We start from the raw sequence: 24,492 nt of genomic DNA, 5'->3' as shown, positions 1-24,492 counted from the left end.
GGTGCTTAGTTGATGAGCGGTTTCAGCAATAGAAATTAGAAGCGATAGCGAAGCGCTGACTTGTCAGTTCGCGCCTCTTTTACACGTCGGCGATCGCTCTTGAAAAGTCCGATCATTTTCAGTAGTTGCGATCGCATTGGTTGGGTTTCACTATCGTTCTACCCAACCTACCATTACTGGTTTGTGAACGCGATCGCTTGCAGAAACTTGCCACAGCTTGCGGTTGTGCATTGTCCGTGCAGTTTTTAGATAGCCGCCTCTACATCATCACGATTCAGCATTGACTCCTCAAAAATTTTGTATTTACAATGTGTATATAGCAGATCGAACCTAAGCAATATCGAGAAAATGAACAGCTATGGCTGATAAAGCCGAAAAGATTAAGCGATCCGAAGTTGTAAACATGAGAGTTGAGCCAAATCAGCTCGACCTCATAGATAGTGCAGCCAGTCTTTCTGGTAAGACTCGGAGTGCCTTCATGCTAGATGCTGCATATCGAGCAGCAGAGGAGGCTTTGCTCGATCGGAGATTGTTTTGTCTTAGTGATGAACAGTGGAAAGCTTTTAATCAGGCTCTAGACACCTCTCCGACGAAAAATGAAAAGTTAATTGAATTGCTTCAGGCACCAACCCCTTGGGAATAGAATACACCCCACCAGAACCTCTTCAGGCGACACACGATGTAGAGACATTCGATTGTGGTAAGCCATCTCTAAATGACTGGTTGAGGAAACGCGCTCTTGAAAATGAGGCAACCGGAGCGTCGCGTACATACGTTGTCTGCTATGAGAATCAGGTAGTGGGGTACTACAGTTTAGCGAATGGTAGTGCCATTCATAGTGAGGCTCCGGGCAAAATCAAAAGGAATATGCCCGATCCAATTCCGGTTATGGTATTGGGCAGACTCGCAGTTGACATTAACCACCAAAGGAAAGGAATTGGTAAAGGTCTGGTCAAGGATGCAATATTGCGTACTTTACAAGCATCAGAAATTGCCGGGATTAGAGCTATTCTGGTTCACGCACTTGATGAGGACGCGAAAAGATTCTATGTGGATAAGTGTGGCTTCACCCCCTCTCCAGTTCATCCCTTGACCCTCATGGTAACTCTTGCAGATGTCAAAAAGAACCTTGCATAAAAAATAGCGCAGAGTTACTTTGCGTACCTCTGCGCTATTCTTTGCATACCTTTGGGTTACAAAAAGTCCTACTGAACTAACCGCCGAATCTTCCCATAAGCGACATAAGATCCACCATTCTTCGCTTCTTCCACTTCATCAACAACATAGAGAACGTTTTCTTCTCGAATGTCGCGGGGAAAGCGGATGTTGTAGTTAGGATCGTACCCATCCGATACGACTCTCGCTCTCAATTTACTGCCTTCTTTCACGCACTGCACGAGAACTCCATCCCCTACACTATCAACTGTTTCTAAATCGGCAGCAGAAGCAGGTGCATTCAGCTTTTGTCGTTTTGGACTGGAAGAAGAGGTACTATTTTGAGATGATGCGGCGCGTTCTTGTCCCGGTTGCACTAAGCGGCGAATGTTACCGGAGGCACGATAAAAGCTACCGTCAGCAGATAGATTGATTTCATCAACGATGTAGGTGACACCTTCTTCACGAATATGGCGGGGGAATTGCACATTGAAATCAGGATTGTAACCGTCAGAAATGACGCGAACTCGCAATTTGCCACTAACGCGATCGCATTTCACCAAAACTCCTGCATCCACGCTGGAAACCGCCTGTAAGCTGTTGGCAGATCCCGCAGCAATTCCTCGCAATTTTAAGTCGCCGCGATCGCGTGTGAGTGCCTGGTAAGATTGATCTCGCATCTCCTTGCGGCTGGCACTATCAAACTTTTTGCTCTCCAAGCGTTGTGCATAATAATCCAGCTGTTCCATCTCTTCGGCAACTTCAAAGGATTCGTGCAATGCTTTGAGCTTGAGATCCTCGATTGTCTTGCGAAGTTTCTGGGAGGCGGCGGTGTAATCTCCTTTGTCGGCAAGTGCGATCGCTTCGTCTTTTACCTTACCAATCCTCAGCTTACTTGCTTGCTCCACAACAGTTGCATCTGGCTGCACGTTCCTGGCTGATTCAGCATCAGCAACCGTTATAGCAATGGGGATTTGATCGCTGAATTCTTGAATGCTGCCATCGACAACCGCTTGATATTTATAAGCAACGGTAGCAATATTTGTGACTCCAATATTTGTTTGCGGAGCTATTGACAATTCTACCGCTAACTGCTTATTTTCTACCTCATAAACATCGCCACAGAAAACTTCCAACTTGTTGCCAATCGGATTAGATCGGTAATTGTTAAGAATCCCAGAAATCTGTACAGAATCCTCTGGTTGCAGCGTCACCGTCAGATTTTGCGCGACGACAGACGTGAGACTTTCTAGTTCGATTCTGAATACATCAGATGCATCGTCAGGCGATTGGATGAAATAGAAGTTTCCCCCGGCAGCATTTGCCATGCCGATGAGCAAATCTTCATTAAAATAAGTTCCAAACCCCAAAGTTGTGGTAACGATTCCTTGTTCGGCTTGTTGTCTTGCAGTGTTAATTAATACTTGAGAATCAGTAATGCCAACATTCGCCTGTCCATCTGTTAATAATAAAACGCGATTGATTCGTTCTGTGGACTGCTGAGATTTTACCTTGTCGCATCCCATCAACCAACCGCCACTCAAGTTAGTACACCCGCCAGCTTTCACCTTACCAATTAGCGAACGAATGGCAGCTTTATCCTGAACTTGCTGATGCTGAAGAATCGTTTCCGGCGTATCGTCATAAATGACGATGGAAAGAAAATCCTCCGGTGTCAGATGTTCCACAAGCCTTTGTGCAGCTTGAATAGCATTCTTAAGTGGCACTCCCGCCATCGAACCCGATCTATCAATTACCACACTCAAATTAAGCGGAAGACGCGGTATTTTGTTGAGCGTTTCTTCTTCACCCTTGAAACTGATAATTAAGTCTACAGTGGACGGTTTGGCGGCTGCAATAAGCGATTGACTCAGCGAGTAAGTTGCTTTCATCTGTAGCGTCCTCTAGATATTTTGTGCAGTTTCTAGCGTCGAGTCGGGAATGCCGTTTTGGTGATTTATCACTTAGATAAACTACAAGAGTAGAGATGAAAATTTCGGATTTTTTATGGAGAAGATTGCATATTTTTGAAACTCCAACAAAATCAAAATTTGTAGGTTGTGTTGAGCGACGAAACCCAACAAATGCTTAATAGAGTTGGGTTTCGTTGCCTCAACCCAACCTACTAACTTTGCGTTAGCGAAGCGGCGCGACAGCGCTACCTTTGCGTTAAAAACACTCATGCAGAAACCTAACGTCTGTATTTATCTCGAATTCGTCGAATTTGCTCTTGAAATTGGGTGCCTTTTTCGGGATTAACCATAGTGACAAAATTGGCATAACCCTGAATCGAAGCCATCACATCAGTAGAATTTCCCCAATGCTTACCTTCTAAACCATCTTTTTCAATTTGAAACAAAGTGGCGCGGAAGCGTTTTAGCTCTTTTTTAGAAATATTGGGTTTATTGTTGACGACAACTCCAGTTACTTCCTGTTGCCGATTTTTCCGCAATATTCTAGTCTTCAGTTCGTTAATCGCAAACCCTTCGTGAGTCACAATTGACTGGGTGCGTTTGAGAATATTGCAGATATGGCGGAGACTGTCACCAGAAGCGGAAAAAGTCAAATCGTCAGCATAGCGGGTATAAACAAAACCTAATTGTTCAGCCATTTGGGTAAGGCGGCGATCTAAGCGGCGGCACATTCGATTAGTAATGGCTGGAGAAGCGGGTGAACCTTGCGGCAAGTGGCGTTCTGTAAGAGCCACATAGTAAGTTTTACCGTCTAATTCAACCTCCTCGATATCCGGTTGGGTACACAGCAACCCAAAAATTGTTGCCGCAGCTTCCGAATAACCAAATGACCGAAAAAGACCTTTCACTCGCTGATAGGAAATGGAGGGAAAAAAGTCTTTCAAGTCAAAATTGATAATTACATCACGCTTTACATGAGGTTGAGCGTTGCTGACGATAGAGCGATCGCGTCTAAAACCATGAGCTGCATCGTGAAGTTCCAGCTTTTCCAAAATATTACCCAAAATCCAATGCTGGGCCTGCTTCAAGCGTGGCATTGGTGCGGAAATCAGCCTTTCTCCACCCGTTTTTTTAGGAATCTTGAAGCGGATATAGTGAGATATTGTCGAAGTCTTGCGGGAAAAAGCGAGAAAGCGCAATTGTCCCACCGTAATTCCCATTGCAGCGGCAATTTCGTAGGGTGTACCGCACAAAGGTAATCCATAACTTCGCAACCTTTCCTCATCGCACTCAGTGTAGTTGAGTCCACCTGAGACATCCTCACTAAGATAAAGGATTTCTCGCTCTTTTCTTTGCCGCCAATCTTCCGCTCGTTCTTGCCTTTCCCGTTCCCGCCGTTCCTTCGTCTCCTGTCGCTTTCGCCGCGACTCGGCTAGCCGTTGCTTAAGTGCTGAAGCGCGAAGTTCCTTTTCGTTGTGAAGGCGCGAACTATCCTGTCGCAGTTGCTCCAGTTCTCGCCGAATCTCACCCATCCGCCGAATTTCATCGGCTGGATCTTGCGGTATCTCGCCTTGTGCAGGCCAGAACCCATAACGTATCATCTCTTCGAGGATAAATTCCTCTTTGCCCGTTTGTCGGATGCGATCGTAGAGTTCCTGGCGGGTACGAGGCTGATCGGACATATTTGTTGGGGTTGAAGTAGCGATGCCATTTTGAAAATTATAGTACATACGTACTGAATGGCAATCGGGCAATAATCCCTGAAACCTAGAAGTAATGGAGGCTGGAGCCTCCAAAAAAGCATTCCCAGCATCTGACTGGGAACGAGAGAATATAAAAAAATTACGCACCGCTATCAGTTGGTTGCCCCTTCGTAAATCCCTCAGGACTAGATTGCTCAACTCAAGCGGTCTCGGTAGGGTACCCCTCTTACACTTCAGGGAAGTTAAACCGGGAAGGGGTACCCTACCGAATGACCGCACAGTTAAGAGCAGGCTAGTGGTGCATGGCTAGGCTAAACGCAAGGACGGCGATCCACCGTCCGGATTGCAAGGCTGTTTCCCAACTGATTAGGTGCGCGTAATTCGTCAATACTGACGAGCGTGTTGCATCCGCAACGCCAGAATGTGTTCGCAAGGACCTTTGTACAGCTTATTCTGTTGATGCCAATTGCAATTACATTCTGCGGATATTATACGCTCATCTGCGTCAACTGTCAAGGAAGGATTATAATTTCTTTCCTTATCTTTGACGTTGCCTTGCAGAGTAAACGCTCTTGTTGCATCGCTGGTGACGGATGTTACTTGCGCTGCATTGTAAATCAAGAAACGGGTTGCCTTCTCTTCTCGCTCGTTGGCAAAGCGCAGCCGTTCCATCGGCAAAGGTTCTCGCGTCAGTTCTCGCACTCGATAAACTTGCTTATTCAAGTCATAAATCGCACGTCCGGCTTGCGTATAAGCACTTAAAGCACCGAGAACTACGGCGCGGTTTAAACCAAGACGTTCCGCAAGCGAATCGGGACTTTCTACCCAATTCTTCTTCAGCGCCTCGAAAATTTGTTGCTGCGTCCATTTGTCGATATCGGCGCGGGGTGCCATCAAGTCAAAGTTACCAGATTGCGCCCAGTCGTTGGCTGTCCATCCCGATAAACCGAGGGTAAAGGACATATCGCCTAAGTCTGCGACATAGAAGGAAGGCATACCCGTACCGAGGAGGTGAACGGTAAACTTTTTGGCGACGGGGATGAGGCGTTCGAGGATGTGGAGGCGGCGGCGTCCCCAAACGCGGATTTGTTGTTCTTGCGATCCAGTGTAGAGCGATCGCGCACAAACCACCTCAATTCCCCACGGATCGAATGTCACCCGCACAGGTTCCCCCGGTTTAAGATGGTAGCGCATACTGCGAGGCCCTTGCTTCTCCTTGTGGCGACGCAGCACAAAGCACATATTGTAGATGTCCATCGGATGCAAATCAACTTGCGTTGCTGGTAAAGACATCGCCGAACTAACTTGCAAAAATCCTCTTACCCAACTGTCGGGTAAATCGATTTTGACTTCTTTAAAAGTCTCTTCGTGAGTGGTTTGAACTTCAAAACCGGAAGGATCTATTTCAAATCTGGTATTCTTGTAACTGCGAATTTTTTGAAACTCATCGTAAAGTGCCGCTGAGTAATCAATATTAGTCGTACCGCAAGCAAAATCGTTGATATTTTTAAAAACCTCGTAGCTGGCACCCAGACGCCCATAACTGGATTCATCCTGACTGAAACATTCAAAAAATACTTCATCGGGATGAACTGTAATCACCGGATCGAGAACAAACCAAGCATCGCGATCTTTTTGATAAATGTAATCAAAATAGCGGCGTTGTGCCTTGTAGAAAGATTCCCGTCGTTGGTAACTATGTTGATTTAATTGATTAAGTTCGTCTTGCAACGGCTTAATTTTATTCGCAACTTCTTGGCGTTGCGCGGCGATAAGTTGCCAGTCAAGATCCTGCTGTTTTGCTGCCCATTCTTTATAGGCAGTTTTGTCTTTTGGTTTAAACCGCATATCGGAGACGACAACATCATGTAAGGCGCTAATCGCTTCCCGAAACGCGACATTTTGACGCAATTCTCCGATAAAGTAAGTCGGTTCGCGCTTGGTATCGGGAGAGAAAGACATCTGGGTATTGGAACCGCGATCGCTTACTTCCGTACTTCCGTTGTAGCTGTAGTTAAATTCCATATGTTTGTTAGTTATTGATGATTAATTGTGGCTAAAAAGCTGAATTATTATTAATCGGTTAAAACCGATTTTAGCTATTAGCCAGGGAATTAATTCCCTGGCGGGTGTTGTTGCTAACCCACTAATTTCTTACTTCTGAAACAGGTTTTACCTGAATGGGTAAGGATATCTGAGGATAAACCTTTTGAATTTTCAGCATTATCTGAATCGCTGTGGCTTTATCGCCAATTGCCATCGTGGCAGATTGCCTTGTGAGAATTTCAGCGACAATTTGTGCAGATTCTTCGTTTTTTTGCGCCTCAGCATCTAGAAAAGCAAAGATGCGCTTCTTGGCAACTCTTCCACGATTGACACCGGACAATACGCTGATAAAGTAGGGCGTTAGTTCTCGCAACCGTTCGGAATTATTTACCGCATGGCTTTCCAAATAATTAGTCGCAAACATCTGCATATCGGTAGAGGGATGTTCACTGAATTTGAGCAGGTATTCTTGTCCATAATCTTCTTTAAAATTGCGCGTAACTAAATCGCGTCCAAAAGAACGGACATCTTCGCGAATGCTATCACAGACGCTAACCATTACCTCTGGTGTCCAATCTTCATTGGTGAAATCTGTGCTAAAAATTCTAGATGCAAATTCCTGCGAATCCTCCCATTTTGACTCTAGTAATCGCACTGCTGATAACATTTCTTGAGAGTCAGTGCGGATGCGGTTTAAATTTCGCAAGAACATTTCTCTCGCTGCTTCCCGAACTGAGATAATTTCATGATTGGCAAGTTTGACAATCTCGCTTGTCTCAAATTCAGGGAGGAAGCGATCGCTATTTTCTCTCAATACCAAACCGCCCAATTCTTGCGCGGCTGAAGATTTAGCGCGAAGTAGCTGCATCGCGCGTTCTTTGCTGATATTAGACATCCATCCGGGAATGTCTTCTCGCAACAAACCCAATAAATCTTTGTGGACGCCTTCGTATCTTTCTGGCGTAATTAAGACTTCGATAAAATCGGCTGCTAACTCAGCGCTAAAATTGGGTTGATTGGTTGCTAAACGCCGAATCACCGGACGAATTGCGTTGCGGATATCAGCGACAGCATTAATTGCCATTGCGACGATGAGGATGCGATCGCTCATTAGTTTCTCATCGGGCAATTGTCCAAAAATCCTCACACCAATACCCCGCACCAACTCATAAGGAGAGGCAAGAAGCGATTCAATTAAATCTGGCGGTAGATCAACTGCACGGGTTTCGTGATTCAGCAGTATTCTTGCGCCTAATTCTTGAATTTCTGGCATTGGATGTCTTAGCAGATCGAGAATGACACCAAACCCCAAATTACGCAGTTGCGGCGTAAAACTAATCAGCAAAGTTTCACCAATTTCTCTTACGATTTCCCCTAGCCCCCCTTGATAAGGAGGGGAACCTAGCCCCCCCTTTTTTAGGGGGGATTGGGGGGGATCTACCGATAACGCCAGCAACTCTGCAATAATTCTTCCAATCAATACCCTGGCGGTTGTATCGCTTAAAATTGATGAACTTAATAACCTTCGCGCAAAAGCACGAGTATCAGCTTGTTGACTGGTCGCTAAACCGGCAATAAAGTCGCTAGATTGAAAGAAGTATTCTCTTTGCTGTTCAATCCAACGGTAAGCTTGTGTACGCGCTTCTTGTAATACGCAATTGGCAATAGCCAGAACTAATTCGCTGTTGGGTTGGGCGGGGTTGTAGCGATCGCGTGCGAGTAAAAAACCGAGTTCGGCGGTTACTTCGTAGGATTTATTGAGAAATCTGATTAATTTGTCTATGTCAAGGCGATCGCAAAATTCTTTATTCGCGCGCAATGCTTTAACTGCAAAATGATGCACCGGACGGCAATCACTTTCTATTAGTAACTCAACAAGTCCTGCTGGGTTTTGTTGCCAAAGTTCGGGAAACGCCTCTTCTCTTACTTTCGGTTCTGGATCTCCGCGTTTGTAACCCTCCCGTGAATACCAAGCTTTGGGATGATGGACGTAGCGGGGACTATTTTCGTAGAGAATATGATTAAAAATCAAATAGCTAGCATAAGTATCCCAATCTCTAGTAAAGCTTTCGTAGGAACTGCGTTGTCCGTTCCATCTCCTGAAAGTTGACTGCTTGGCTGGTTGAGCGTCATCATCTGAATACTGAAGGAGAATGCTAACTGCTAAATTTATATAGTTAGAATCGCTTTCTTCACCCAAAGCTTTGAGAGTTCGCCAAACTCGTCGCCGCAAATAGTCACGAGTTTGTTCGCTGTAAGCTTTATTTGACTGCGGACTCTTGAGTTCTTCAGTGTAATGACGTTTCCCGGTACTATAATATTTACGCCTCACCGAGTCCCATTGCCAACCTGTACGTTTATTATTAAATGTCCCGGCTTCTTTCTCAAAAGCGTAAGCAAGAATGCCAAAAACTTCTGCATCATGGCGATACTCAGACATTTTAAAAATATGGCGAATTCGCTGGAAGTAATTAGATTTAAAAGGTGCTTCGCATAAAATATCGAGTAGTGCTGGACGCACAGACTCATTATCAATTTGATAGATAGTATCAAGGACGGCAAAATGCCTGTAGTCGCTACTATTTAAATAATCGCGAAGTGCTGTTGCAAATGCTTCTTTAGTTCCATTTCGGGCTAAATCGCGCAACTCAGAGGGCAGTTGTTCTATCTTCTCAGAACGCATCTGCTCTTGTGTCTGTTGATCTGATAATTTAAATAGGGCTTCCCAAGCGATGCGGCGGACGAATTCAGCAACAGATTTATACTGGGAAAGTTCTCTGACGAAGGGAATTGCACTCTCATCCCCACACCAACCCAACGCCCAAGCTATACAGTAATCTCTCAAAGGTTCGCCCGTGCCAATCAGTTGAATTAACAACGGCGTAGCTTCTCTAATTTTAAGTTCGCCAGCCCGCCAAATCGCCCGTTCCAGAGGCCATTTTCTATTATTCCGGTTCGCCAAACGGTTGAGGATGGCTTGGTGGCGTGGGTCGCTGGTGACTGGTACACTTACATTACTTGCAGTTTGGACTGGTGCGGGTGCAGTCGCCTCGCTAGTTGCCCCAGAGGTGACATCCCGATAGCCTTTCTGAATTTGGGAGTCAACCAGCTTATCGAACACTCGCTGCGCTTCCGCTAAGGGTACAGCCTGAACCGTCTTTGTACCTTCTTTGAGAGTTGTACCGCGTCGTCCATAGCGGAAGTTGACTAGATAGCGGTTTTCACCTATCTTGCAGAGATCGACTTCGTAGACTTTATCTGAACTCCCGGCTTGATAGAGAAGCGTAGTCCGTTTGATGAGTTCCATACGAGTGTCTCAAGACTTGCTGTGTAAATAGTATAAATGTTAGATAATTGCCAAAAGCGATCGCCTTGTTTGGACAACTCGTCAATGCTGTTTATAGCGGTTCTCGGTTGACTCAAATACAAAACCTAACCCCCTAACCCCCTTCCCTGGTAGGGTTGGGGGAATAAGCTATTTTTAAGCGATCGCTACTATCAACGTGCCGAAAGAGCAATTCTCCCCCAAAATTCCGCCTCACCGCCCAACATTAGCGACGGTGGAACTCGACGACATCGCGTTTAATCGTGACATCGTAATTGCCAAAGAAGTCGTGTCCTAACAATCCCATATCTTGTTCTGGACCAGCGATCGCAACTAGCACTTTGTTGGCGACAGCACCATCCACGCCAATCGATTGCACATAGCCGACGGGAAACTCGACTCCCACCGCACTCGCAGTATCTGCCTTGACAGTCTTCACCGGCACCACACGCAAAGCTGATGCCATCTGGCGGGTAATCATCGTGCCGCTAGCCCCCGTGTCTACAATCATCTCAAAAGTCTGCCCGCCATTAAACGTTACATCAATGACGGGTGTGCCACCGGCTCGACGTTTGATTCTGGCTTGAAAGACTCGTTTGTTCGCCGAATCGGTGCCGCAGAGACTCCCCAAGTCTATCGTTCTGCCCCCCGGTGCCACCATGAAGCAAGCCGCATCCTGAGCCTTAGCCGCCTCTGGCACCCCCGCTACGACTGCGTAGGAAACCAGCCCAGTGAGAGAAACTACCACGGTTAGAAATCGTTGCATCTTGCTTTCCTGTCTCATGAATTGAGCGCCCAGCAGATTGATTATTGCTCAATTTATTAGTTTATGATGGCTGCTGAATGATGTTATAAATCTGGCTTACGGCAAGTGCTTTTGTCGAGGGCGATCGCCTGCGTGTGCTATTCTAGTCCGACTCCCAGGTAAAGACGCGATAACCCTTGTCTCTACTAATCGCTAGAGGCTTGATTCTGCAACTCCACATCAAAGAGGGGTTTGGGGAGAGGTCTGCCGACCTGTATGTACACCGTAGCCTTTTGAAGAGGGTTAAAGGATCTCTCCACCTTGGCACCAGCCAGCACAAACTCTCGCCTTAGAAAGTATCCCGAAGAATTGTTTCACCCCGTCGGTATATTTCACGAGCATAGTCAGTCCAAACTCCTTGTCCCCAGTAACGAAAACAGCTTGTTTGAAGCAAAAGATTATTCATCAGTGCCTCGCGATAGCTGGATTGTTGGGTAACAGATTCCCCAGAAAAACTCTGGCTTGATTCTGCTTCCCCTTGGAGCAATCGATCGATTTTATTGTGAAACAAAGCACTGAGTTTATTCATCGGAGTCAAGACATTTTCATATCCCTTCACCCAACTCAGGTGATTCGTCCAAGAAGCGCCATCCATGTGAAAGTTTGGATTAATCTGCTTCAATTGTGCAATCGCATTGGCAACCGCTTCTGGGGTACAATTTTCGGCGGTTACTCGCTCCCAAATTTGGTGTTGACCAATTGCTTGACAAGTTGGATAATCTTCAGGCGTGCAACCTGCGGCTTCTATTAGTTCCAAGTATTCTGTACCTGTCATTCCTACAACGCCTGTTTTTCCTCCGCCTTGATTTGCCATTTGATACCAGGCTTGGTTGAAGGCGCTAGGAAATTCATTCATCATCACGCCGCCATTTTCACCATCTCCAATCTGGGTAACGATGGGTGGTACTGAAACTTTACCTAATTGCTGCCGAGATAGGGTTTTAGCTTCATAATAAGGCTGCATTTGCGCCACTAATTTTGTATCAGAACCTTGAGTCTTAATCAGTGCCGTAATACTGATAGTTTCGCCGTGAGAATTTCGGGCAATCAGGCGGTGAGGCAAATGCTTATATGGCAAAGATTGACCAGTTATAGTTTCAACAGAATGCTCTTGAACCAGTACCCAACGGTATCCACATTCTTTCAGCGCTTTTACAAATTCAAACAGCGTATCTGGGTGATTGGGAAGGTGCATTTCAGGAGGAGAAAATCCCTTCACTCGCGCCAGTGCATCCCATCCAAAAATGGCAGCAAAATGATGTTGCCATGCTTGAATATGTAACTTGATATCTGGAATCGGCGTAGAAGGAACGACAGCATGACTCCACATCGTCCCCAGCCATTCTAGATAAGGCTGGTAAGTGGGGTTACAGGTGATGCGCTTGAGATTTTCTAAGATGTCTCCTCGTCCCATTTGCCGCAGTCCCCAGAAGAGATTGCCGGAGAAATCTAACATGACGCGAGGATTACAACCATTAGCAACCAGTTCGGGAATAAAATCCGCCATGCGGCTATAACAATAGGCAAATGGCCCTGCATTATGGTTGTCTCCTTCGTAGGGATGCTCAAACATATATTGCAGGTTGCTGATGATTTCGCCATTTGCGCCAGCGGGGATGGTAGGCTGGTGCATATGAAGCGCGATCGCAAATCCAGCCGTTACTTCTTCTAACCGAATATTCGTGGTAGGTAAAAATACAGGGTTATCCTGGTTGACGACAGCACTAACTTCTTTTTCCCATCCGGAAATGTTAGGCAATCCATCAATTACTTCGGATAAAACGGGAAGCGTCGTTTTAGGAGATGAGGAAAGCATTACAGATTACTCTAATATTAGATGAATTTATTTAATTATTATATAAAATATTGGTAAAATAATTCCATTGTTTCTGGTAGTGTAAATAGTCACATCAACCATTTACAGTACCAAAAACTATCCAAAAATCGCACTAAGATAACGCGCGGTAAGTGAAGCGATGCCACAGGCGATCGCTTTCAGATTGCTTTAACCTTTGGTGCGGCGAACATGATCGGAAATTCGCTGCTTCCGTTCCTCTGAGTTTTGAGGAGATGCCTTGATAAACTCCCCCGAACTCCGGGATAAATGCTCCATAATTCGCTTCTTGCGGTCATTTGCACTTGCCATAATTTACCTGGTAGATAAAGGGGTTGTGAGTTAGCTTTATTCTCTATTATTACTAAGTAATTCAAAAATTGCATCCCGCTAAGGGGTTAAACCTCTGGCTAATAGCTCTTATTTTGTGAAAACGAATTTAATGTAAGAACTATTCCTGAGTTTTAACTGAGATTTTGCATCAGTCCTCTTCCCCCGCCAGGGATTTAAATTCCTGGCTAATAGCGAAAGTCCTCTTGCATAGGACTGGGAATTAATTTTATAATTTTAAGGCTATTAAGGTGGAATGGCACTGACTTATACCATTTCACTTTATGTCTGCCACAAATACGTCTATTGCCCCCTTTTTACTAGCGTTAGCGTTTGCTATCTTCGCTATAGCGGCGATCGCTTCGCGGAGGTTGGGGGAACGCAAATGTGGCATCAAAATAGTGAATTGGTATTAAGATACCTGAAATAAATTCCGGCTTTACTGCTCAAACCTATTTCAACGATTTATTTCAGGAGGGAGCTGCGGGTTAGGTTAAGCTTAAGTTAGTGCCATTAGATTAAAGTGGACTTGAGCTATTAGGCTACCACTTCAGTGGCGGACTGAATAATCTGAACCCAATACGACTCATTTAACAGCCGATTCTAACATCCGAATTGTATTCTGATTGGCATCAATTTCTACTTGCACGCCGACTGGCAAAGTAAATTTATCTTTAATGTGACCGATTGGCGAACCATACCAAGCTGGAATTTTTAAAGGTTGAATGTGTTCTCTCAATACTTGCGATAAAGTTAAGGAAGGCTGATTATCTTTGGGATGGCAATCGGTACATTGCCCAAAAAGAAACCCAGAAATTTGGTCTAGAATACCAGCTAATTTTAGCTGAGTCAGCATCCGGTCTATCCGGTAAACTTCCTCCCCAATTTCTTCTACAAATAAGATACTTTGTTTCCAATCTGGCAGATAAGATGACCCCACCATTGCCGCCAGCACTGATAAATTGCCACCGACTAATTTTCCCCTAGCCTTTCCAGGAGTAATCATTTCCACTTTAACGCCAGCATTCGGGGGATTTTGCATTGTCACGGCTTCCCCATTAAATAGAATGCGTTTAACATAATCTACAGTAAACGGATTCCAAGTGGATGTGCCGACGGGACCATGAAAGGTGACAACGCCACTTTTGGCATAAATTGCTAACAGCAGCGAAGTAATATCGCTGTAACCGATGAGAATTTTGGGAGAAGCTTGGATGAGAGGATAATTCAAGAGTGGCAAAATCCGATTGCAACCCCAACCGCCACGCACAGCAACAATCGCTTTTACAGCAGCATCGGCAAACATGGCGTTTACATCAGATGCGCGATCGCGATCGCTTCCTGCCAAATAACCATAACGATCGAGAAGATGCTTCCCTAATTTCACCTTTAACCCCAAACTTGCCAGGGTTTGCTGTACTTGTGCAATGTCTTTCGGGTCAATGGGACTCGCGGGATTAATTAATCCCACCGTATCGCCGACTTTGAGGCGGGGTGGTTTTAAGGTGGTTTTTAAAAATGGATTGGCGATCGCAATCTGTGGCAATTCAGTTGCGATCGCGGAAAGCACAACGGTTTTAAGAAACTGGCGGCGATTAATAATGGATGGCAACTGACGATTAACGAATAACTATTGGCTAATGAGAATCATTTAACTTGGCGACAGAGGTTGGCAACCTGCTTGAGATCGTAACCTTGTTGGGCAGCAGCACCGCAGATTTTTTCAGCGAGTACCGTCGTACCGACACCCCAACGCCCTTGAGTATAACGGCTATCTTTGACGACATCATCATCAATCAAGATATTGAGTACCTGAATGCCCTCTGAGTGCGCGAGTTCTGCCATTCCTTCCAGGCTTTCGCGCACTACATTATCGGAGTTGTTGATGATTTTTTTCATGTCGTTTTTTTTAAGCTTATTAAATTAGCTTTTGTTCGAGATTAGCCAGTCGGAGGATGCCAACCACTAACTGCCCAACGCCTCCTAGCGGCAATGATAACTGTGTTATTCATTCGCAAACGCACAATTGTAGCCCGACCAATCACAATAAGACCTTCAACCCTGGCGCTGTCAGAACTCCAGGCAAAATGGTCAGACCATATTTGCGTGCGTGGGTTGAAAAGGGGCACAGTTTCACCTGTCAAAGGATCTATCGCCTCAGTTGCATCACCTTTGAATTCATTGCAGGAACGACAAGCTAAACAAATATTCTCAAAGCTTGTCTCCCCACCTTTAGAAACGGGCAGAATATGATCGTGCGTCATGGGAATTCCACTATTAGTTTCACTTGTCAAGCAATAGCAGCAACGCCTACGGTCGGTTTCGGCAATTTGATGTCGTAAACTTTCAGGTATGTATGCAGACACGATATTTTAAGGGGTTGGCACGCGATGTCCCCGCCACCGGAGTAATACTGCTGCCTGAGTTTTTTTTAACATGAAAAGGTCAGCTTCATGCCGCAGTGCCATCAGTTCTAAGCGTTCCGCCTCTGTCAATGTACCGCTAGAATTGCCCTCAAGTAGGGTATTGTATCGCTCCATCTCTGCTGATGTTTTGCCGCTATTGGCAATTTGCCATAGCGTATTCTCATCCAGTTTGTCTAAAGCAGCAAGGTCAGCTTGAAACTCCTCTGGCACATCATCCCATTCCGGAGGGCTACCTGTTTGTAAAGCATGGAGTATGACTTCTTCAAGAGGGCGCTGAGTTGCACGAGCAGTATTGACCAAGCGCTGATAGAGTATTTCTGGAATTTGAAGTGTAACAGTTTCAACTAGCATATCTAGTTCTTAGCTTTAACAAATATTTTAACGGTATATTTTTTGAGAATGTGGTATTTTATCTTTTTTCTGGAACTGCTTTATTATACTTTGAGCTGAGTAGACCAAGAGTTAGGGATTTACATTCATTTAAAGCTTTGCCAACTGCTAAGTTTAGTTTTTCTGCAAAAAAAGTAAACTAACATCTCTCGGAGTTGTTGATTAGCTTTTTCATGGGCGATCGCACTCTGGTATCTTCAGTATCAATCAGCCATCTTATTTTTCTCAACTCGCCTTAGTTCTAGGCAAGTGATGCAGGGATATTCCGCTCCGGTGATGTTTTCGTGTTTTGTCAGACTGCTACTTTGACTCACCAGGCAACCTGCGGAATCTGGGGTTTACCGTTGTAGAAACGTAGAGTCCTCGTATTGCTGGCAATTCAAGGATAATTTTTGCAAAACTATTGATAAATAATCGCAATAAGTCTAAAGTAATTTCTAGTTTCATGGTTGAGCGGCGAAGATTTGTCATCGTTCTTCCGAGGCGCTTGACGGTTACGGCAGTATATTTAGGGCTGTAATTGTAGCAATAAACACAAGGTAGAAGGCATCGATAGAGTTGGCACCAATCCAGAAAATAGTGAAAAATCGGTTAATCGGGGAAGTCTTAGGATTTATACAGCCACGACCCTCTCTGCTTGTCGGCTTAGTTCTGAGCCTCCTGATTCTCCTAATTTGCCTGGGGGTAAGTATTGGCTATGGTGCAGCCGACATTTCCGCAAGCACCATTTATGCAGCGCTGACAGCATTTGATGGGTCTGCGGATCACCTGATTATTCTGACGATCAGGCTACCGCGATCGCTCATCGCTATCTTGGTCGGTGCTGCAATGGCGATCGCTGGTGCGATTATGCAAGGCATCACCCGCAACCCCTTGGCTGACCCCGGAATCCTGGGAATCAATGCAGGTGCCGCAATGGCAGTTGTCATCGCCGTATTTGCTTTCGGCACACCCGATCCGAGTCTCTATGCTTGGTATGCCTTTCTGGGTGCCGGTGCGGCTGCCATCCTTGTCTATTTCCTCGGTTCCTTAGGTCGTGGTGGACTCACCCCACTCAACCTCACCATCGCCGGTGCAGCTATCAGCACCTTCCTGTCTTCACTGACAACCGGCATCCTGATTCTTAGCCAACGCACGCTTGACGAAATCCGCTTTTGGATGGCTGGATCGATTGCGGGTCGTGACTTCACGATTGTCTGGCAAGTGCTGCCCTACATCACCCTCGGACTTTTCGTTGCCTTCGCCCTCGGCAAACAAATCACCACCTTGAATCTCGGTGAAGATGTCGCCAAAGGCTTAGGTCAACGAACCGCATGGGTAAAAGTTGCCGCTGCTTTTAGTGTCATATTACTGGCAGGCAGTGCCGTTGCCGCCGCTGGCCCGATTGGATTTATTGGTTTAGTCGTTCCCCACATTGTCCGCTTGCTCGTTGGCGTCGATTACCGTTGGATTATGCCGTATTCTGCGGTTTTTGGAGCCATTTTACTATTAGCAGCGGATATCGGTGCCAGATTGCTGATTAAGCCGCAAGAACTCCCAGTCGGAGTCATGACTGCTTTCGTGGGTGCGCCCTTGTTCGTTTATCTTGCCCGCTTCAAGGTGAAAAAATGAACAAAAGCTGGTTGGTAGTTCGTTCTAGGGCGCTTCCGGTATCCTTCCGGATCGAGCGGCGTATCCCGACTATCTTGAGTATCCTGCTCTTCGTTACCCTGGCGGCGATGGTTGTCAGTGTTTCTTACGGGGAATATCCGATTCCCATCCTATCGGTCATCAAAACCTTACTAGGACTGGAAACAGGAAACGCTGACTATCCCTTCATTATCAATACACTGCGACTGCCTAGAACCTTAGTCGCGGCGCTTGTGGGAGTGGCATTGGCGGTTTCCGGTACGATCTTGCAAGGCATTACCCGCAATCCCCTAGCTGACCCAGGCATCATCGGGATTAACGCGGGTGCGAGTCTGGCGGCTGTTAGTCTGATTGTTTTGTTTCCCAGTGTCCCGATTGCAGCCTTGCCGGTGTCTGCCTTTGGGGGAGCATTGGCTGTAGCTTTCCTGATTTACTTTTTGGCATGGGATAAGGGGAGTTCTCCGGTTCGCCTGATTTTGATTGGTGTCGGGATTGCCGCAGTCATCGGCGCTTTGACTAGCTTGATCGTGACATTCGGTGAGATTAATCGTGTGAGTCAGGCGTTGGTGTGGTTGGCGGGGAGTGTCTACGGTCGCAGTTGGGAGGAGGTATGGTCTGTTGCACCCTGGTTGGCGGTGTTGGTGCCATTGGCTTTGGGGAAAGCGCGACAGCTGAATGCTTTGAATTTGGGAGATGATGTTGCCAAAGGGCTGGGTAGCCCGGTGGAATGGGAACGCGGCTGGTTACTCGCGATCGCTACCGCGTTGACGGGTGCGGCAGTGGCGACGGCTGGTACGATTAGTTTTGTTGGGTTAATGGCACCGCACATCGCTCGTCAATTGGTGGGTTCAACTCATGAGGGGTTAATTCCTGTCTCGGCAACGATTGGGGCAATGATGGTAGTGGTTGCTGATTTGCTAGGGCGATCGCTATTTGCTCCCACTGAACTTCCCTGTGGTGTGATTACAGCCGTGATTGGCGCTCCTTATTTTATCTATCTGTTGGTGCAAAATCGCAAACAATGAACCCAAAGATGAACCGACTCTCCACCCGCAGGCTCACCTTGGCTTATGATGGTGTGCCAATTATCAAAAACCTTGATTTAGCGATTCCCGAAGGGAAAATAACGGCTTTAGTGGGTGCCAACGGCTGCGGTAAGTCTACACTGCTGCGGGGTTTAGCCAGATTGCTGAAGCCACGTAACGGGACGGTTTATCTGGATGCGGCTGATTTGTTCAAGTTATCCACAAAAGAGGTCGCTAAGCAACTGGGAATTCTTCCCCAAGGGCCAGTGGCACCGGAAGGGTTAACCGTGCGAGATTTAGTGGCGCTGGGGCGTTATCCTTATCAGAACTGGTTGCAGCAGTGGTCAAAAGAAGATGAGCGGTTGGTCGCGTTAGCGTTGGCGACAACTGGGATGACAGAATTGGCAGAGCGATCGCTAGATACTCTTTCGGGTGGACAGCGACAACGCGCTTGGATTGCAATGGCGCTGGCTCAGGATACAGAAATTTTACTCTTAGATGAACCCACAACTTTCTTAGATTTGGCGCACCAAATCGAGGTGTTGGATTTGCTTTTGGAGTTGAATCAGACGCAAGGACGAACGCTGGTGATGGTGTTGCACGATTTGAACCAGGCTTGTCGCTATGCAGATTATCTAGTAGCGGTGAAAGAAGGTTGCGTTTATGCCCACGGAACCCCGATGCAGGTAATGACAGAAGCAATGGTGCGCGAAGTATTTGGGCTGGGTTGTCGCATTGTGGAAGATCCTGTAGCCGGGACACCGATGTGTATTCCTGTGGGGCGGAAACTGAAGATAAGCCAAGAGGTTGCCTTGAAGGGCGATCGCTTTTCTACTTGAAACTTTAGATTTCGTAGGTTGGGTTGACGTATGTTACCCAACACCTGCATGGGTTACGCTATCGCTAACCACTACTACCAATAATTAATCCCACCTCCTTATAAACTAGCCAAAAATGTCATGTTTAATACTTTAGTGCAGTAGTTTTTTATTAGATTTCGTAGGTTGGGTTGACGTATGTTACCCAACACCTGCATGGGTTACGCTATCGCTAACCACTACTACCAATAATTAATCCCACCTCCTTATAAACTAGCCAAGAATGTCATGTTTAATACTTTAGTGCAGTAGTTTTTTATTAGAGATCATTTGCCTTTCATTAATCAGTTTTAAAAGGGTAGTATGCGCGCTCAAATCGGGTATTTTAAAAGAAAATCCTTCCGAATTTTACCGTTAATATTAGGTTTCATCTTTACTTTATTTATAGGGAGCCAAAGTCTCAGCTTCCCGGCTTCCTCGACTGAAATCCTCTGGGACACCTACGGCGTACCGCATATCTACGGCAAGGATGCAGGAAGTGCATTTCGCGCCTTTGGCTGGGCGCAGATGCAAAGTCATGGCAACCTGCTGTTGCGCCTCTACGGTCAGGCACGGGGACAAAGTGCCCAATACTGGGGAGAGGAGTACCTAAACTCCGATCGATGGGTACAAACAATGGGAATTCCCGAACGTGCCAGCGAGTGGTATGAAGCGCAGAGTCCCGCTTTCCGCAGTTATCTAGATGCCTTTGCCGCTGGAATCAATGCCTATGCGAAGGAACATCCCGATCTGATTGATGATGAAGTTAAGGTGGTGCTGCCAGTCCAGCCAGTGGATATTCTGGCTCACGAACAGCGGGTGATGAATTTTACATTTATTGTAAATCCGCAGATCGTTAAAAGCCTTGCCAATAACAACAAATCGATGGGTTCTAATGGTTGGGCGATCGCGCCTAAGCATTCTGCAAGCGGGAACGCGATGCTACTGGCAAACCCCCACCTACCTTGGTCAGATTTATTTGTTTGGTACGAAGCCCAGATTACCGCACCCGGAATTGACGCTTATGGGGCGACACTTGTGGGACTTCCGGTACTCGCGATCGCATTCAACAATCACCTCGGCTGGACTCACACGGTAAATACCCATGACGGGTGGGACGCCTACGAACTGCAACTAAAAGACGGCGGCTACAACTTCGACGGTAAAGTTCAAGCCTTTGAGACAGAAAAGAAAATCTTGAAGGTGAAGCAAAATAACGGCAATCTGCGCTCAGAATCACTTATCGTACAACGTTCCCTTCACGGGCCGGTTGTCGCAGATAAGGATGGAAAAGCCCTGGCATTGCGGGTTGTGGGGCTTGAGCAGCCCGGAGCGTTAGAGCAATGGTACTCGATGGCGCGTGCCACCAAACTGCCTGAATTTGAGGCTGCCCTGAAGCGCTTGCAGATTCCGATGTTTACCGTGATGTATGCAGACCGCGAGGGGCACATCATGCACCTATTTAACGGTCAGGTGCCAATTCGCACATCTGGAGACTTTGAATACTGGGAAGGCATAATTCCTGGCGACACCTCTACAACCTTGTGGACGAAAACTCATCCTTACAGCGATTTACCGCGCGTAATTGACCCACCCAGCGGCTGGTTACAAAATACCAACGATCCACCCTGGACAACGACTTTCCCAGTGGCGCTAAATCCAGCAGATTTCCCGCCCTACATGGCACCGCATTTCATGCATTTTCGAGCGCAACGCTCTGCGAGAATGCTCGATGAGGATAAACAGATTTCTTTCGAGGAAATGGTTCAGTACAAGCACTCGACACGCATGGAACTGGCAGATCGTCTCCTAGATGACTTGATTCCGGCTGCACGACAGTATGGAGATAAATTAGCGCTTCGAGCCGCTGATGTCCTGCAAGCTTGGGATCGGAATGCGGATGCAGATAGCCGGGGTGCGATACTCTTTTCCTTCTGGGCGGAAGAGATGGACTTTGAGGATGCATTTCGCACCCCTTGGAACGAGAATTCCCCGCGCACCACACCCGACGGTTTGGCAGATCCGCAAAGCGCAGTTAAGGTGCTTTCTACCGCAGCAGCAAAGGTGGAGGCGGCTTATAAAGACCTAGATGTAGCCTGGGGTGAAGTTTTCCGGCTGCGTTCTGAGGGTGTGGATCTGCCTGCCAATGGTGGCTCCGGAGACCTTGGCATCTTCCGCGTTCTCAATTTCGCCCCGACGAAAGATGGACGCTTTCAAGCGGTCGGGGGCGATTCCTACATAGCTGCGGTCGAGTTTTCTAACCCAGTCAAGGCGATGGCACTCATCAGCTACGGTAATGCAACTCAACCGCGATCGCCCCATAATAGCGATCAGTTACAGCTATCCGCCCGTAATCAGTTGCGTCCGGTATGGCGATCGCGTCAGGATATCGTTGCTCATTTGGATGAGCGCAAGGTATTCTGAGTTACTTGAATGCCGCCTCATAGGCATTCTTCAGTAAGGTTGTCTTGTTGAAGTCGCCTCGTGTGTTCACCAAGACTACAGCATCGATATTGTCTGGAAAATGCATGATTACACCCGTAAATCCTTTGTTCTCAGAAGCGATCCAATCGCCGCCATGCTGGTAGTATGTTCCTCGCGTCCCTATGGTTTTTTTCCAGCCTAATCCCTCGCTCAACATTTGGTCGGTGGTAGGTTTTGAAAGGACTTTGTGGTAACGGATGTAAGCGAGAAATTTTGCCAGGTCTGTGGCGGATGCATACCAGCCATAGGCGCTACAAGTGTCACTATAGTCTCCCCATAACTTCCCTAACGTTTTGCTGGTGTTGTAGTAAAGCGTGGGGTTATTGACATCCGGCTGGCAAGACATATCACCAATTGTCATCTTGCTCAGAATTTCCGACTGAACGTAGTTCACATAATTCTGACCAGAAACCTTCTCAATGACTTCTCGCAACAGACAGAAATTAGAGTTTTCGTAGTTATAACTGTTTCCTGATGTTCCCTGTGACAGCAAACCAGGCAAGTTGGAGCAACCAACTCCTGCTTTCAAACCACTGGTATGAGTCAAAAGTTGCCGAATGGTGACATTTTCAACACCTTTGCCAGCTAGAGGAAATTTATTTTTGATCAGTGGATAAAATTTGTCATCCAGCGAGAGCTTCTTCTGTTCAACTAATTTCATCACCGCTACGGCTGTAATCGGCTTGGAAATACTCGCAACAGTCATTCTTTTTGTGGCAGTTAGCATTACGCTTGGCTGCTTTTGAGCATTGGGATCTGGGTTTAATGGCTTACCTTCCCAAGATGCCCGCGCCCAGCCTTGAGCGCCTGATTTTACTAGCTGTCCCGACTGCACAATGGCGTAGGAAAAACCAACGGCTCCTTCTTTGGTGAGTTCTTGTTTCAAGTAGCTTTCCATCTTTGTGGGGTCAAAAGCTTTGCCGCTAGAGACGATGCGACCGGATTGTTGTTGAGTTTGCCCTGACACGCCAGCGCTGGTTGGCTGCAAACGATTAGCTTCTTGATGGTCTGTTTCCTCAGCTTGCTGGCTCAACTCGATGTATCGGGCTTCATCAGCACTGACGACTCGGCTAGCTCCGGTTCCGATTGGCTTCTGAGCTACAGCTATCCGGCTGATGGGAGCATAAAAATTCGCCAAGCTCCCGACGAGAACGACGAGGGACAAGGACAAACGCTTGCCGTTAAAAGGAAAGTTCTTGGCATCTTTTGTAGGGCGCGTGACTTTCATGGGATGTTGCTCCTCAGATTGGGTTAGGCGTTTTGGTTAAAAGCGCTTTCACTTGATTGATAGGTTGGCTGTCAATTTTTTATGCACTTCCCTGAAGTCATGCGTCGGAGGGATAGTGTAATTAAGCTGTTTTCGCCGTTTCTATCATTTGAGGCGGAGCGTTTCAAAGGTTGGACGCTAGACCGCAAACTGCGGCTGGAAAGGAGGCGTTACCCCTACTTTCCAACCCCTCTGCTGATTGAGTCCAGTTCTCTAGAAAGAAATTGAAGCAGCAGGGGTTGAGCTGATTGCACAAAGAAATGGTCGCCGGGAAGCATTTGCAGCGAGAAGTCAGCGCTTGTCTGCTGTCGCCAAGCCTCAAGACGCTCAACGCTGACTTTGACATCCTGCAAACCACCAAAAGCAGCGATGGGACACTGAAGCGGCGGCTCGGTAGCATAAACATAAGTTTCGAGAACGGCAAAATCTGCCCGCAGGATGGGGAGAAGCAGTTCCATCAGTTCGACATTCTCTAGCACCGCTTCGGGAGTCCCGTTAAGACGACGCAATTCCTCGATAAAAGCGGGTTCTGGCAGGGCGTGGATAGGTGGCTCTTTTAGCGGGATTTGAGGGGCGCTGCGACCGGATACAAACAGATGGGCTGGACTTATTCCATACTCTCTGCGGAGTAGACGAGCCACCTCGAAGCTGACGAGTGCGCCCATGCTGTGACCGAAGAAAGCAAATGGCTTGTCTAAGTATGGCAAAAGGGCGCAAGCGATCGCCTGCACCAGAGGTAAAGCCTGAGTAAATGGCGCTTCCCAAATCCGCTTTCCTCGTCCGGGGAGTTCGATAGCACAAACTTCGACACTCACAGGTAGATGCTCGTGCCAGGCGCGAAAGGTATTTGCCCCCCCACCTGCATAAGGAAAACAGAACAGGCGCAGACTTGCCTGGGTCTTTGACTTAGGAAAGATTATCCAGGCATCATTCGATCTGGTTATCATCATTATTTCCGACACACAAAGTAGACTATGCCAGCCCCATCGGGTGGTGCCAACTCGGATTCTGTATTGTCAACACTCACTTTCTCAAAGCCTGCATCATTTAGAGCCGACTGAACTTCTGCGATAGAATACCTTTTCACCAGCCAAGTCGTATCTAAACGCTGCGGCGTTGCTGAATTAGGGTATGATAAAGCGAGCGAGCGTGCGAGCGCCAAAAAAAACACTCATTAAGATGCAATATTATGCAATGCCCTGAATGTCAGTCAACTCATATTAATAAAAATGGTCAGAAAAAAGGCAAACAGAATTATATCTGTGTCAGATGTAAGAGACAATTTATAGATGATTATCAAGCT

At 46.8% G+C, this 24,492-nt stretch carries 21 protein-coding genes and 2 pseudogenes; 8 read left to right on the top strand and 15 right to left on the bottom strand.

Translation table 11 applies throughout. The annotated features are described in order from the left end of the window. Positions 1–125: 125 nt before the first annotated feature. The 3 genes from ACFW2W_RS26030 (at position 126) to ACFW2W_RS26020 (ending at position 1,137) form a co-directional block, all read left to right on the top strand. On the top strand, positions 126–284 hold the full coding sequence (locus ACFW2W_RS26030) for a hypothetical protein (protein ID WP_378184728.1): 159 nt from the start codon (positions 126–128) through the stop codon (positions 282–284). A gap of 74 nt (positions 285–358) precedes the next feature. Further along, positions 359–643 (top strand): DUF1778 domain-containing protein, encoded by a 285-nt coding sequence (locus ACFW2W_RS26025; RefSeq protein ID WP_378184727.1) that lies wholly within the window; start codon positions 359–361, stop codon positions 641–643. Beyond that, entirely contained in the window at positions 640–1,137 is a 498-nt protein-coding gene (locus ACFW2W_RS26020) for a GNAT family N-acetyltransferase (RefSeq protein ID WP_378184831.1), read from the top strand. Before ACFW2W_RS26025 ends, ACFW2W_RS26020 begins: the two co-directional genes overlap by 4 nt. A 68-nt stretch (positions 1,138–1,205) precedes the next feature. Here the strand turns inward: ACFW2W_RS26020 and ACFW2W_RS26015 are convergent, their stop codons facing one another. From ACFW2W_RS26015 to ACFW2W_RS25960, 12 genes and pseudogenes are all read right to left on the bottom strand, one after another. After that, positions 1,206–3,047 (bottom strand): VWA domain-containing protein, encoded by a 1,842-nt coding sequence (locus ACFW2W_RS26015; RefSeq protein WP_378184725.1) that lies wholly within the window; start codon positions 3,045–3,047, stop codon positions 1,206–1,208. 299 nt (positions 3,048–3,346) lie between these two features. Then, the gene (locus ACFW2W_RS26010; protein WP_378184723.1) at positions 3,347–4,750 is read right to left on the bottom strand and encodes a reverse transcriptase family protein; all 1,404 of its coding nucleotides are present in this window, start codon (positions 4,748–4,750) and stop codon (positions 3,347–3,349) included. A gap of 405 nt (positions 4,751–5,155) precedes the next feature. Then, the gene (locus tag ACFW2W_RS26005) at positions 5,156–6,796 is read right to left on the bottom strand and encodes an SWIM zinc finger family protein (RefSeq protein WP_378184721.1); all 1,641 of its coding nucleotides are present in this window, start codon (positions 6,794–6,796) and stop codon (positions 5,156–5,158) included. Between the two features lie 121 nt (positions 6,797–6,917). Next, entirely contained in the window at positions 6,918–10,124 is a 3,207-nt protein-coding gene (locus tag ACFW2W_RS26000; protein ID WP_378184719.1) for a hypothetical protein, read from the bottom strand. Positions 10,125–10,368: 244 nt separating this feature from the next. Continuing rightward, on the bottom strand, positions 10,369–10,908 hold the full coding sequence (locus ACFW2W_RS25995) for a TIGR02281 family clan AA aspartic protease (protein WP_378184717.1): 540 nt from the start codon (positions 10,906–10,908) through the stop codon (positions 10,369–10,371). A gap of 328 nt (positions 10,909–11,236) precedes the next feature. Continuing rightward, positions 11,237–12,763 carry a glycosyl hydrolase family 57 gene (locus ACFW2W_RS25990; protein ID WP_378184715.1) on the bottom strand — a complete coding sequence of 509 codons (1,527 nt, stop codon included), beginning with the start codon at positions 12,761–12,763 and terminating at the stop codon, positions 11,237–11,239. A 189-nt stretch (positions 12,764–12,952) separates the two neighbouring features. Next, entirely contained in the window at positions 12,953–13,093 is a 141-nt protein-coding gene (locus tag ACFW2W_RS25985) for a hypothetical protein (RefSeq protein ID WP_378184713.1), read from the bottom strand. Positions 13,094–13,697: 604 nt separating this feature from the next. Beyond that, positions 13,698–14,669, bottom strand: a complete 972-nt coding sequence (locus tag ACFW2W_RS25980; protein ID WP_378184829.1) for an LD-carboxypeptidase — start codon at positions 14,667–14,669, stop codon at positions 13,698–13,700. Positions 14,670–14,764: 95 nt separating this feature from the next. Continuing rightward, positions 14,765–14,956, bottom strand: a pseudogene (locus ACFW2W_RS25975) (dihydroxyacetone kinase subunit DhaK); the annotation flags it as partial. A gap of 95 nt (positions 14,957–15,051) precedes the next feature. Further along, a complete protein-coding gene (locus ACFW2W_RS25970; RefSeq protein WP_378184711.1) occupies positions 15,052–15,477 on the bottom strand; it encodes an HNH endonuclease in 426 nt (141 codons plus the stop codon). 6 nt (positions 15,478–15,483) lie between these two features. After that, a complete protein-coding gene (locus tag ACFW2W_RS25965; protein ID WP_378184709.1) occupies positions 15,484–15,888 on the bottom strand; it encodes a hypothetical protein in 405 nt (134 codons plus the stop codon). A 339-nt stretch (positions 15,889–16,227) separates the two neighbouring features. Beyond that, complete coding sequence (locus ACFW2W_RS25960) at positions 16,228–16,398, bottom strand: hypothetical protein (RefSeq protein ID WP_378184707.1); 171 nt, start codon at positions 16,396–16,398, stop codon at positions 16,228–16,230. Between the two features lie 108 nt (positions 16,399–16,506). On the opposite strand from ACFW2W_RS25960, the gene ACFW2W_RS25955 reads away from it, so the two are divergent. The 4 genes from ACFW2W_RS25955 to ACFW2W_RS25940 all read left to right on the top strand — a co-directional run bounded on the left by ACFW2W_RS25955 (position 16,507) and on the right by ACFW2W_RS25940 (position 21,862). Further along, a complete protein-coding gene (locus tag ACFW2W_RS25955) occupies positions 16,507–17,538 on the top strand; it encodes a FecCD family ABC transporter permease (RefSeq protein WP_378184705.1) in 1,032 nt (343 codons plus the stop codon). Continuing rightward, positions 17,535–18,581 carry a FecCD family ABC transporter permease gene (locus ACFW2W_RS25950; RefSeq protein ID WP_378184703.1) on the top strand — a complete coding sequence of 349 codons (1,047 nt, stop codon included), beginning with the start codon at positions 17,535–17,537 and terminating at the stop codon, positions 18,579–18,581. The genes ACFW2W_RS25955 and ACFW2W_RS25950 overlap by 4 nt, the downstream gene beginning before the upstream one ends. Before the next feature lie 8 nt (positions 18,582–18,589). Then, a complete protein-coding gene (locus ACFW2W_RS25945; RefSeq protein ID WP_378184827.1) occupies positions 18,590–19,420 on the top strand; it encodes an ABC transporter ATP-binding protein in 831 nt (276 codons plus the stop codon). A gap of 342 nt (positions 19,421–19,762) precedes the next feature. Next, positions 19,763–21,862: an acylase gene (locus tag ACFW2W_RS25940; RefSeq protein ID WP_378184701.1), complete on the top strand. Its 2,100-nt coding sequence runs from the start codon at positions 19,763–19,765 to the stop codon at positions 21,860–21,862. Between the two features lies 1 nt (position 21,863). Here ACFW2W_RS25940 and ACFW2W_RS25935 read toward each other — a convergent pair whose 3' ends face one another. From ACFW2W_RS25935 to ACFW2W_RS25925, 3 genes are all read right to left on the bottom strand, one after another. After that, positions 21,864–23,150 (bottom strand): serine hydrolase domain-containing protein, encoded by a 1,287-nt coding sequence (locus ACFW2W_RS25935; RefSeq protein ID WP_378184699.1) that lies wholly within the window; start codon positions 23,148–23,150, stop codon positions 21,864–21,866. A gap of 215 nt (positions 23,151–23,365) precedes the next feature. Beyond that, positions 23,366–24,139: a thioesterase II family protein gene (locus ACFW2W_RS25930; protein WP_378184697.1), complete on the bottom strand. Its 774-nt coding sequence runs from the start codon at positions 24,137–24,139 to the stop codon at positions 23,366–23,368. After that, positions 24,139–24,351, bottom strand: a complete 213-nt coding sequence (locus ACFW2W_RS25925) for a hypothetical protein (protein WP_378184695.1) — start codon at positions 24,349–24,351, stop codon at positions 24,139–24,141. The genes ACFW2W_RS25930 and ACFW2W_RS25925 overlap by 1 nt, the downstream gene beginning before the upstream one ends. Positions 24,352–24,378: 27 nt before the next feature. On the opposite strand from ACFW2W_RS25925, the pseudogene ACFW2W_RS25920 reads away from it, so the two are divergent. Continuing rightward, a pseudogene (locus ACFW2W_RS25920) lies at positions 24,379–24,492 on the top strand (IS1 family transposase); the annotation flags it as partial.

It is taken from the genome of Coleofasciculus sp. H7-2 (assembly GCF_042747725.1).
Taxonomy (GTDB): domain Bacteria; phylum Cyanobacteriota; class Cyanobacteriia; order Cyanobacteriales; family FACHB-T130; genus FACHB-T130.
The sequence above is the reverse complement of the archived record's forward strand: the minus strand, read 5'-3'. Positions and strand labels throughout refer to the sequence as shown.

Bases quoted from the DNA above. Each gene is read 5' to 3' on its own strand.
- ACFW2W_RS26025 (WP_378184727.1), top strand. From the start codon at position 359: ATGGCTGATAAAGCCGAAAAGATTAAGCGATCCGAAGTTGTAAACATG.
- ACFW2W_RS26015 (WP_378184725.1), bottom strand. From the start codon at position 3,047: ATGAAAGCAACTTACTCGCTGAGTCAATCGCTTATTGCAGCCGCCAAA.
- ACFW2W_RS26010 (WP_378184723.1), bottom strand. From the start codon at position 4,750: ATGTCCGATCAGCCTCGTACCCGCCAGGAACTCTACGATCGCATCCGA.
- ACFW2W_RS26005 (WP_378184721.1), bottom strand. From the start codon at position 6,796: ATGGAATTTAACTACAGCTACAACGGAAGTACGGAAGTAAGCGATCGC.
- ACFW2W_RS26000 (WP_378184719.1), bottom strand. From the start codon at position 10,124: ATGGAACTCATCAAACGGACTACGCTTCTCTATCAAGCCGGGAGTTCA.
- ACFW2W_RS25995 (WP_378184717.1), bottom strand. From the start codon at position 10,908: ATGCAACGATTTCTAACCGTGGTAGTTTCTCTCACTGGGCTGGTTTCC.
- ACFW2W_RS25990 (WP_378184715.1), bottom strand. From the start codon at position 12,763: ATGCTTTCCTCATCTCCTAAAACGACGCTTCCCGTTTTATCCGAAGTA.
- ACFW2W_RS25985 (WP_378184713.1), bottom strand. From the start codon at position 13,093: ATGGCAAGTGCAAATGACCGCAAGAAGCGAATTATGGAGCATTTATCC.
- ACFW2W_RS25965 (WP_378184709.1), bottom strand. From the start codon at position 15,888: ATGCTAGTTGAAACTGTTACACTTCAAATTCCAGAAATACTCTATCAG.
- ACFW2W_RS25960 (WP_378184707.1), bottom strand. From the start codon at position 16,398: ATGACAAATCTTCGCCGCTCAACCATGAAACTAGAAATTACTTTAGAC.
- ACFW2W_RS25950 (WP_378184703.1), top strand. From the start codon at position 17,535: ATGAACAAAAGCTGGTTGGTAGTTCGTTCTAGGGCGCTTCCGGTATCC.
- ACFW2W_RS25945 (WP_378184827.1), top strand. From the start codon at position 18,590: ATGAACCGACTCTCCACCCGCAGGCTCACCTTGGCTTATGATGGTGTG.
- ACFW2W_RS25940 (WP_378184701.1), top strand. From the start codon at position 19,763: ATGCGCGCTCAAATCGGGTATTTTAAAAGAAAATCCTTCCGAATTTTA.
- ACFW2W_RS25935 (WP_378184699.1), bottom strand. From the start codon at position 23,150: ATGAAAGTCACGCGCCCTACAAAAGATGCCAAGAACTTTCCTTTTAAC.
- ACFW2W_RS25930 (WP_378184697.1), bottom strand. From the start codon at position 24,139: ATGATGATAACCAGATCGAATGATGCCTGGATAATCTTTCCTAAGTCA.